General features: G+C 67.5%; 11 protein-coding genes. 6 read left to right on the plus strand and 5 right to left on the minus strand.

Annotated features, from left to right (window positions below):
• Positions 1 to 181: ABC transporter permease (locus tag VN461_24295; protein HXB57903.1), on the minus strand; the 181-nt coding region annotated here is incomplete at its 3' end.
• 353 nt (positions 182 to 534) lie between these two features.
• On the opposite strand from VN461_24295, the gene VN461_24300 reads away from it, so the two are divergent.
• The 4 genes from VN461_24300 to VN461_24315 all read left to right on the plus strand — a co-directional run bounded on the left by VN461_24300 (position 535) and on the right by VN461_24315 (position 5,233).
• Positions 535 to 2,916: a protein kinase gene (locus VN461_24300; protein ID HXB57904.1), complete on the plus strand. Its 2,382-nt coding sequence runs from the start codon at positions 535 to 537 to the stop codon at positions 2,914 to 2,916.
• 10 nt (positions 2,917 to 2,926) lie between these two features.
• Positions 2,927 to 3,385 carry a DUF1569 domain-containing protein gene (locus VN461_24305; GenBank protein HXB57905.1) on the plus strand — a complete coding sequence of 153 codons (459 nt, stop codon included), beginning with the start codon at positions 2,927 to 2,929 and terminating at the stop codon, positions 3,383 to 3,385.
• A 298-nt stretch (positions 3,386 to 3,683) separates the two neighbouring features.
• The gene (locus tag VN461_24310; GenBank protein HXB57906.1) at positions 3,684 to 4,847 is read left to right on the plus strand and encodes a sulfite oxidase; all 1,164 of its coding nucleotides are present in this window, start codon (positions 3,684 to 3,686) and stop codon (positions 4,845 to 4,847) included.
• Positions 4,844 to 5,233, plus strand: a complete 390-nt coding sequence (locus tag VN461_24315) for a cytochrome c (protein HXB57907.1) — start codon at positions 4,844 to 4,846, stop codon at positions 5,231 to 5,233. The genes VN461_24310 and VN461_24315 overlap by 4 nt, the downstream gene beginning before the upstream one ends.
• 69 nt (positions 5,234 to 5,302) lie before the next feature.
• On the opposite strand, the gene VN461_24320 is transcribed toward VN461_24315, so the two are convergent.
• The 3 genes from VN461_24320 to VN461_24330 all read right to left on the minus strand — a co-directional run bounded on the left by VN461_24320 (position 5,303) and on the right by VN461_24330 (position 7,319).
• Positions 5,303 to 5,809, minus strand: a complete 507-nt coding sequence (locus tag VN461_24320; GenBank protein ID HXB57908.1) for a DinB family protein — start codon at positions 5,807 to 5,809, stop codon at positions 5,303 to 5,305.
• A gap of 163 nt (positions 5,810 to 5,972) precedes the next feature.
• Positions 5,973 to 6,332, minus strand: coding sequence for a cupredoxin domain-containing protein (locus VN461_24325; protein HXB57909.1), 360 nt, complete (start codon positions 6,330 to 6,332; stop codon positions 5,973 to 5,975).
• Positions 6,333 to 6,347: 15 nt separating this feature from the next.
• Positions 6,348 to 7,319, minus strand: coding sequence for a metallophosphoesterase (locus VN461_24330; protein HXB57910.1), 972 nt, complete (start codon positions 7,317 to 7,319; stop codon positions 6,348 to 6,350).
• 240 nt (positions 7,320 to 7,559) lie between these two features.
• On the opposite strand from VN461_24330, the gene VN461_24335 reads away from it, so the two are divergent.
• Positions 7,560 to 8,045, plus strand: a complete 486-nt coding sequence (locus tag VN461_24335; protein ID HXB57911.1) for a sigma-70 family RNA polymerase sigma factor — start codon at positions 7,560 to 7,562, stop codon at positions 8,043 to 8,045.
• Positions 8,042 to 8,785, plus strand: a complete 744-nt coding sequence (locus VN461_24340) for an anti-sigma factor (GenBank protein HXB57912.1) — start codon at positions 8,042 to 8,044, stop codon at positions 8,783 to 8,785. The genes VN461_24335 and VN461_24340 overlap by 4 nt, the downstream gene beginning before the upstream one ends.
• A 15-nt stretch (positions 8,786 to 8,800) precedes the next feature.
• Here the strand turns inward: VN461_24340 and VN461_24345 are convergent.
• Positions 8,801 to 9,213, minus strand: a 413-nt coding sequence (locus VN461_24345; protein ID HXB57913.1) for a DUF2231 domain-containing protein, incomplete at its 5' end; no start/stop codon positions are given.

The following is a 9,213-nucleotide window of genomic DNA, read 5'->3' on the forward strand; positions in this document are numbered from 1 at the left end:
CCCCGCCGCCTTCGTTGATGTGGTTCAAATAGGCCTTGGCTCCGAGCACGGTCTGCGTGCCCAGAGCGTTGGCGGGGCCCTCGAGCGCAGCGCAGGAGCCAATGAGGATCTCGGACGCCGTGACACCCTCCGTCTGGGCAGAGCTGGTCCGGGCAGCGGCGAGGAGGGCGGCCCCGCTCAAGAGCAGGGATGCCAAACGCCGGCGGGTCGGTCTCCCGGACCTGCGGCCATCGCGCATATCGGCCGTGCTCTCTGCGCCTGAGCTCATCTCGTAAGCGGGAGGAAGCTGGAGCGAGACTACTCCCGCGCCCGCGTCGGGGTCAACTCTGCGTCTTCCCGCAGCATCCTAGTGGCCCGCATGAGGCAAATCGATCGAAAGCCTGGATACATTGTGAGGGGCCCCTGTAACTCAACTTGATTGGCCGAGCCTCCTGGAGCCAGCGCTGATGTCATCCTTGGGGAAACGATGACATGTGGAGATGATGCGCGTACCGCCCGGCCTCCCGACCGGTCGGGGTATGATCGAAGTCAACCGTGGCGGAGAAGCCGGTCGACAACACGCCGCGGGGACGGCTGCGCGCCCTTTACGACTGGGTGACGGGAGCGGTGCTGTCTCCGCATCCCTCTTCGATGCTCGAGATCACGCCCCCCCGCGAGGGCGTGCCCGCTCGCATCGGGCACTATGCGATTGCCCGGAAGCTTGGAGAAGGCGGGATGGGCGTCGTGTACGAGGCTCGCGACGAGCGGCTGGAGCGCACGGTCGCCGTCAAGAAGATGTCGTCGCTCGTGGGCGACGAGACGGCGCGCAAGCGCTTTTGGCGCGAAGCCCGGGCCGCGGCCGGGGTCAACCACCCTAACGTCTGCCAGCTCTACGAGATCGGCGAGGACAGCGGCGAGCTGTTCATCGTCATGGAGCTCCTGGAGGGGGAGGCCCTTTCCGAGCGGCTGCGGCGAGGACCTCTGAGTGTCGCCGAGACCGTGCCGATCGGCCTGGGAATACTGGCCGCCCTCTCGGCGCTGCACGCTCGCGCCATCATCCACCGCGACCTGAAGCCGTCCAACGTGTTTCTCACCCCCCACGGCGTCAAGCTCCTCGACTTCGGCCTCGCGCGGCCGAGCGACGCGGAGCTCGCGCGATCGCTCAGCTCGGCCGCGGAGCTCACGCGCACCGGAATGCTGATAGGCACCCCCCGCTACATGGCTCCCGAGCAGGTGACAGGGGAAGGCGTGGACGCCCGCAGCGACCTGTTCGCGGTGGGGGCCATCCTGTTCGAAATGCTTGCCGGCCGCCCGGCGTTCGGCGGCCGTAACGTCGTGGAGATCCTCCACGCCACCCTATACGAACAGCCCCCGGCCCTCACGGGCTCGCCGGCCGTGGCCGCGGCCGACCGTGTGATCCGCCGGGCGCTGGCCAAGCGTCCCGCGGAGCGACCGGCATCGGCCGATGTCATGACGGAGGAGCTGCGCGCGGTCCGCGGCACCAACGGGGACGACACGCCGGCGCTGGCCCGCGCGCTGACGCGCCTCGTGGTCCTGCCGTTCCGCGTCTTGCGCCCGGATCCCGAAACGGACTTCCTGGCCTTCAGCCTGCCCGACGCCATCGCGACATCCCTCTCCGGGATCGGCTCGCTGATCGTGCGCTCGAGCGCGACCGCCGCCCGCTTCGCGGGAGACGCGCCGGACCTCAAGGCTCTGGCCGCGGAGGCCGACGTCGACCGGGTCGTGATGGGAACGGTGCTTCGCTCCGGCGATCAGCTGCGCGCCGCGGCTCAGCTCGTCGCGGCCCCGGAGGGGACGCTGCTCACGTCGCACACCGTCCAGTCGTCGCTGGGAGACCTGTTCCGGCTGCAGGACGACATCGCCCGGCGGGTCGTGGAGGCGCTCTCGCTCCCCCTCGGTGTGGTGGAGGAATCGCCGACGCTCGACGCCCCGCGCAACGCCCGGGCTTATGAGCTCTACCTCCGGGGGCACGAGCTGGCCCGGACCTACGACCAGCTGCCGCGGGCCCGTGACCTGTATCAGCGCTGCGTGGAGCTGGACCCCGGCTTCGCCCCCGCTTGGGCCCACTTGGGCCGCTGCCACCGCGTGATCGGCAAATACATCGACAACTCCACGGACGGCGAGGCGCGTGCGGAGGAGGCCTTTCGCCGGGCCCTCGAGCTGAACCCGCGGCTCTCCGTGGCGCACAAGTTCTACGCGCACCTCGAGGCGGATATCGGCCAGACGAAGACGGCGCTCGTGCGCCTGCTGACCGAGGCGGACCGTCACGGCAACGATCCCGAGCTGTTCGCGGGGTTGGTTCACGCCTGCCGTTATTGCGGACTCTTCGAGCAATCCATCGCCGCCCACGAGGAAGCAAGGCGGCTCGACCCGAATGTCCCCACGAGTCTTGAGCAGACCCTGCTCATGAGGGGCGACATCGAGCGGATCTTGGTGATCAAGCCGCCGGCCGTGGTCGCAGGCGCAGACGACGGGATCCGGGTCATCGGCCTCGGTCTGGCCGGCCGCCTTGACGAGGCACGGCGAGGGCTGGTTTCGATGCGCCAGGCCCCACGCACGCCCGCCTTTGTATCGTGGATCAAGTGCCTGGAGGCCTGGCTGGATCGGCGCCCGGCGGACATGCTGGCCGCTCAGTCCGCATTCAGCGGGCTGAAGATCATGGACGACCCGGAGGCCATCTTCCAGCAGGGGTGGCTGTTCTGCGACGCGGGCGAGCATGTAGGCGGCCTCGACTACCTGCGGCGCGCGGTAGACAAGGGGTACTTTGTCTCGCCGACTCTTGCCGGCCGCCCGCAGTTCGACCCCTTGCGGGGCGATCCCGCTTTCCAGGGGCTCCTGACCAGGGCCCAAGCGGGCCGCGAGGAGGCGCTCGCCGCGTTCCGGGAGACCGGCGGCGAACGACTTCTCGGCTTGTGACGGAGAGGGCGTGAAGACTCTGGCCCGGCCCCGCGACAAGGCCGAGATTCTCCGCCGTCTGCGGGACGTGCGTCCCGACGGTGTCCGTCGCTGGGGGCGAATGTCCGCGCACCAGATGATTTGCCATCTGGGTGACTCCATTCGCATGGCCTTGGGTGAGAAGCCCGTGAGCCCGGCCACAAACCTGCTTCAGCGCACGATCGTCAAATGGGTCGCCCTCTACCTTCCGCTGCCTTGGCCCGCGGGAATCGCGACGCGGCCCGAACTGGACCAGGCGCTCGGGGGCAGTAGACCGGGCGACTTTGGGGCGGACGTCGCGCAGGTTGAGGAGCTATTAGAGCGCGCCGCCGCCTCGCCGAAAAGGCTCGACGGGCAGCGACATCCGATATTTGGCCGGATGTCTGACGGCGCGTGGCTGCGTTGGGGTTACGCTCATACGGATCACCACCTTCGGCAGTTCGGTGTGTAGCGCCCCCACGATGCCCTCGGTTACTGCGCTCCGGTGGCTGGGCCGGTCGGTTGTGCGCTCCACGCTCCGCGGTGCCCGTCAAAGAAGGCCGCCCGCCGTCTATAATGCGCACGCTACACCATGTTTTCGGCCCTTGGAGCGAGTCCGAACGGGAGAGCCAAAGCTGCAGCTCACGAGCACCGGTGCCTCCGAGCGAGGGGGGTCGGCACTCAGGACGATGGCGCGGCCGCGCCCGGCCGGCATGAGCGGGACATCCCAAGGTAGCCGCGCCAACTCCACCGTCTAGGAGGAGGACTCTATGGCCGATCAGCGAGATCTTTTTCCGGGCCTGGGCCGACGCGCCTTCTTGGGCCTGGCCGCGGGCGTGGCCGCCTTTCCAAGCATCGCTGCGGCGGTGGCCAGGGACGTCTCCCCGGCCAAGCGAAGAATGCTGCAGGTGAACGGGTACGCCGCCTGCGCGGAGACGCCGCTCGACGCGCTCACGACCTACCTCACTCCCAACGACCTGTTCTTCGTGCGCCAGCATTGGATTCCGCTGGCCCCGGACCTCAAGAGCTGGGCTCTTACCGTAGACGGTGAGGTGGGAGCGCCGCTCAAGCTCTCCCTCGCCGAGCTCAACGCGATGCCGCAGACGACGGTGACCTGCGTCCTCCAGTGCGCAGGCAACGGACGAGGCTTCATGAAGCCGGTCGTCCCCGGCGTGCAGTGGCAGTTCGGGGCGGTGGGGAATGCGCGCTGGACGGGCGTCCGGGTCAAGGACGTTCTCCTCAAGGCCGGCCTGAAGGGGACGGGCCAGCACCTGCATACCTTTGGCACCGACAAACCACCCGGCAAGGTGCCGCCGTTCTACCGGAGCCTCGAGATCGAGAAGGTCCTGGAGGACGGCGTGATCGCGCTCAAGATGAATGGCGAGGCGCTCTCCATGCTCCATGGGGCTCCGGCGCGGCTGGTGGTTCCGGGCTGGGCCGGCGACCACTGGATGAAATGGCTGGAGCGCTTAAGCCCGCAGAAGGATCCGCAGAAGGGCTTCTACATGGATGTCGGCTACCGCTTCCCCAACAAGCCGGGCGATCCGGGCGTGACCTTCAAGCCGGACGAAATGCGCCCGGTCACGGAGCTATTCGTGAAGTCCAACATCTCGGATGCGCCGAAATCGGCCAAGGTGGGTCAGGCGGTCAATCTACGCGGGTTCGCTTTCTCCGGCGCGCCGGACATCAGCAAAGTTGAGATCAGCGCCGACGGCGGGGCCACGTGGAAGAATGCGGCCCTCGATCCTGAACACGATCCCTACGCGTGGCGCCTCTGGACCTTCCCCTGGAAGCCCGAGGCCCCCGGAAAGGTCACGCTCTGGGCGCGCGCCACCGACAGTCGGGGGAGCGTGCAGCCCAAAGAGGCGGTATGGAACCAGAGCGGGTACCTCTACAACGCTTGGCACTCGGCGGACATCGAGGTGACGGCATGAGGAAATTCTGGCCGACCTCAATCTTCCTCGGAATCGTGATCGGCGGCACCGCTTTCACTGCCGGCTGGACCCAGTCTGCCAAGGGGAAGGGTGGGACGCCGTTCGACCCCAAGCTCCCGATCTTTGGCACGCGCCTCGAGGTGCTGCCGGAGGGCCCGGGCAAGGAGATTGCCGACCGGGCCTGTCTGAGCTGTCACTCCACGGACATCCTCAGGCAACAGCGGCTCTCCGAGGCCCAGTGGACCGCCTCCGTCAACAAGATGGTCGGCTGGGGAGCCGAAGTGCCGGAGGAGGAGAAGGCCAAGCTGGTCAAGTACTTGGCGCTTCATTTCGGCCCTAGCAACGACCATTTTCAGCCGGTAGCGACCCGGCCCATCGGACGCTGAACGAGACGTGCCCTGGGGCGGTTGTCTCTTCACCCGCCTCGGGTTTGCCCTCCCCTCACGCAGCCTCGACTAGAAACTCTTGTCGTCCGCGGTTGGTCCGTAGATGGATGGGACGGGCGCGCCGTTCAGCCGCAGGTAGACGGTGAGCTGTCCGCGGTGGTGCGCCAAGTGGGTGAAGGTATCCGCAATGAAGATGGACCTGGGGTTCTCCGCGACCACTCTCCCGGCCACGAGGAGCCTCCATGGCGTCATCAGGAACTCGTCGGTCGTGCTGCGGAGGGCGTCCCGTCCCCTGGCCGTGGACTCGTCGAGGGCCTGAAGCAGCTCGCGGGTCGTGCTCCATTCCTGCGGCCGGTAAGTCGAGCCTCCTGGCGGGTTGAGGTCCAGCTCGCTCTGGTTGATCATCATCGCGAGCCAGGACGGCATGGTGGCGACGAGCGTCGACAGGGAGCCTAGCGGCATCGACTTCTCGTGCGGTTTCCAGTCTCGCCGTCCTTCCGGAACACGCTCCAGGGCGCGTCGCGACAAGGGAGCTTCTCGCTCCAGTTGCGCGGAAAAGAATTCGGTCATCTTCATGCCGGCTCCTTCGGTGGGGCGAGAGCGCCCCGGATCCGCTAGGCGCAGACTAGCCGACGATGATATGTCAGAGCCTGACACAATTGAACGGCGAAGATCGAGGGCCGCGAAATTTCCATGGAAGCCGACTGACTGCTCTCCGCCTTGCTGTTGCTGAGGCCTGCTACTCCACCACGATCGTCATCTTCATGTTGCCGTGGCCGGCGCCGCAGAAGTGGTCACAGATAGTCGTATAGCGGCCGGGCGTCTTGGGAGTGACGTCGACGGTGGTCGTTTTTCCCGGAGCGATGTCCTCGTCTATGCCCAAGGGCTTCACGAAGAAGCCATGGGTCACATCCTCGGTCGTAAGCTGCAGCCTCACGGTCTCGCCCTGTTTGAGCGTGATCTCCTTGGGGCTGAACTCAAATCGCTTGGCGGTGATGGCGATGACCTTTGGTTCTTCCGCAGCCCGCAGGCCGCTGCTGGTGAGGCCGGCCGCCGCCACGATGAGCAGGGCCGCTGTCAGTCGAATCTGTGGACGCACGTGGCTTCTCCTTTCCTAGAGAGACGGGTTCTTCAGCAACTGGTTGAACCCCTCGGTGCCGGAGAACTCCCGCGCGTCGAGCGAGACCTCGCTCACCTTGACGGTTGCTCCCTTTTGCCCGGGGGCCGCCTGCACTTGCCGGATGCCTAGGTTCTTGAACGGCTCGGCTTTGTCGAACGGGATGGCCTTCTTGTCGGCCACGCCCTGGGGGTCGGGGAACGCGAAGCAGAGCGAGCGCGCCGCAAAGAGCTTCGCGCTGCCGATCGTCTGCTCGTGCTCACGGTGGATGTGGCCGTAGAGGACGGTGACGTTCTCGTAGGGCGCCAGAAGGGCCATGACCTCGTCGCCGTCGCGTGTGAACCACTCCCAGTCGGGCCGCAGGTCGAAGAGGGGCCGGTGGGTGAAGACCACGATGGGCGCCGTCTTTGGGAAGCGCGCCAGATCCTTGGCGAGCCAGGCGCGCTGCTCCGCGCCGACCTCCGGCTTGGCCCGGGAGACGTTGTCGAGGGCGATGAAGTGGAACCCTTTGTGGTCGAAGGAATAGGAGGTCGGCCCAAAGACGTTACGGTAGAGGTCGCCTCCGTCGAGGCCCGCGTCGTGCTCGCCGGGAACCTGATAGACCTTGGGCACCTTGAGCCGGCCCGCGATCTCCTGAAAACGCCTCATCCGTACCGCGTGTTCCCCGGGCTTCTCGGTGTCGTGGGTGAGATCGCCCGTGAAGAGTACCAGGTCGGGCGCGGGCGCGAGCCCGTTGACGACCTCGACCGCACGCTCGAACGCCGACGTCCCCAGGGCGCCATCCCAGCCGACGTGGGTGTCGCTGAGCTGGAACACCCTGAAGGGCGCCGGCCGCTCCCCGTTCTGCCGGCCCAGGAGACGCGCCATCTCGGCCCCCTCGGCACTTCGGGCCAGGTGCGGGGCCATGGTGTAGAGGGCCCCCGCTCCGAGCGAGACACCTGAGACTGTCAAGAACTTCCGCCGATCCATTGGACTGCCTCCCTGGGGGCCGCTGGCGACCCCATTCGTTCGACCCGCCCCTGCTCTCCTAGACTCGGCTCCTTCCGGGTTTATTCCACGCTTGTTGCCGTGCCGGCTCCCGCGCCCTCCGGGTATCGTGGGGTTGGAATAAGATGGCCTCCCGGGCGGTCCTCTCGGGTGGGAACAGCGGATTCCGGAGAACGGAGTCTCTTGGCGGATTCGGAAGAGCGAGCGCGATTTGAGGAAGTCGTGTTGCCACATATCGATGCCGCCTACAACCTCGCGCGCTGGCTGGTCCGGGGTCACGCGGAGGCCCAGGACCTCGCCCAAGAGGCGATGCTTCGGGCGTACCGCTTTTTCGGGGGCTTCCGGGGCGGCAATGCCCGGGCGTGGCTATTGAAGATCGTGCGCAACACCTGCTATTCGTGGCTCGAGAGCGCGCGCGCCACCCGGGACGCCGCCGAGTTCGACGAGGAGGTCCATGGCGTAGCGGAGGTGACGCCCGAGTCCCTGGCGATCGCGGGGGCCGATAGCGAGCGCTTGGCGCGCGCTCTCGACGGTCTGCCCGCAAAGTTCAAGGAAGTGCTCGTGCTGAGGGAGCTCGAAGGCTGCTCGTATAAGGAGATCGCGGAAGTCACGGGAATACCGATCGGTACGGTGATGTCGAGCCTCTCGCGGGCCCGGCGCCGGCTCGAGCAGGCCCTGGGCGCCGGGGAAGGGAAGGGAGCCCCATGAGCTGTGGCCAGGCAGAGTGGCTGCACGGCTACTTTGACGGCGAGCTCGACGCGGCGCGGGCCGCGGACTTCGAGGCCCATCTCGAGGGCTGCGCCGACTGCACCCAAGCTTTGGCCGTCCAAACGGCCCTGCGCACCGCGCTCGGCGCCGCTGATCTCTACGCGAGGGCACCCGCCTCGCTTAGGTCGAGCGTCGGGGCCCGGCTTTCAACCCCCCGCGCCGCCTTCGTTTCCCGGGCACCCTCCTGGCGGGGTTTGGCCGCCGCCGCATCGCTGGTGCTCGTCCTCGTCGGCGCCTGGCGAACCATGGTTTGGCGGGCGGACGTCGCCGAACGAGAGGTCGGCAGGCAGGTTCTCGACGCGCATCTGCGCTCGCTCCAGCTGAACCACCTGACCGACGTCGCCTCGACGGACCAGCACACGGTCAAGCCCTGGTTCGTGGGGAAGCTGGACTTCGCCCCGACCGTGGTGGACCTGTCCGCGGAGGGATTCCCCCTCGTCGGCGGACGGCTGGATGTGGTGGGCGGACGTTCCGTCGCGGCTCTGGTCTACAACCGACGGAAGCACGTCATCAACGTGTTCGTCTGGCCGTCGGAGGAGTCCGACGGGGCCCCGCGCACGGGCGAGGAGCGGGGCTATACCTGGACCTACTGGACGCGGGGCGGAATGACGCTTTGCCTCGTCTCCGATGTGGCGGCTTCGGATCTGGCGGAGCTGGCTCGACTGCTCACGCGATCCTGACCGGGCCGTGCCGTCCTAGGGACGCAGGAAGTCGGCGCCCCAGACCAGCGTCGCGCCCAGGTGTCCGGCAACCGCAATGAGGGCCGCGGCCCCGAAGAGCCCGGCCTGGTAGAGGACCAACCAGTGCCTGGACGGAGCGCGAAGCTGCGTCGAGACGACCGCCGCCGCGACGGCTGCCGTAGCGCCGGCCACCCCTACCCACCGGTGCCATTCGAGCAGCCGGGAGGGCTCGACGAAAGGGGCGGAAGTGAGTGCCCACCCCGCGACCGCGGTGACGAGGGCCGAGGCCCCTCCCGCCCGAGCGTTCGCGACGCCAAGGGCGCGCCAGGACTCGCGATGCGTCAGGATGGCAACGAGCTCTGCGGCGGCCGCCCCAAGCACGAGGCCGATTGGAAAATGAAGAACGAGCGGGTGAAGCTTGCCGATGA

It is taken from the genome of Vicinamibacteria bacterium (genome assembly GCA_035570235.1).
Taxonomy (GTDB): Bacteria; Acidobacteriota; Vicinamibacteria; order Fen-336; family Fen-336; genus DATMML01.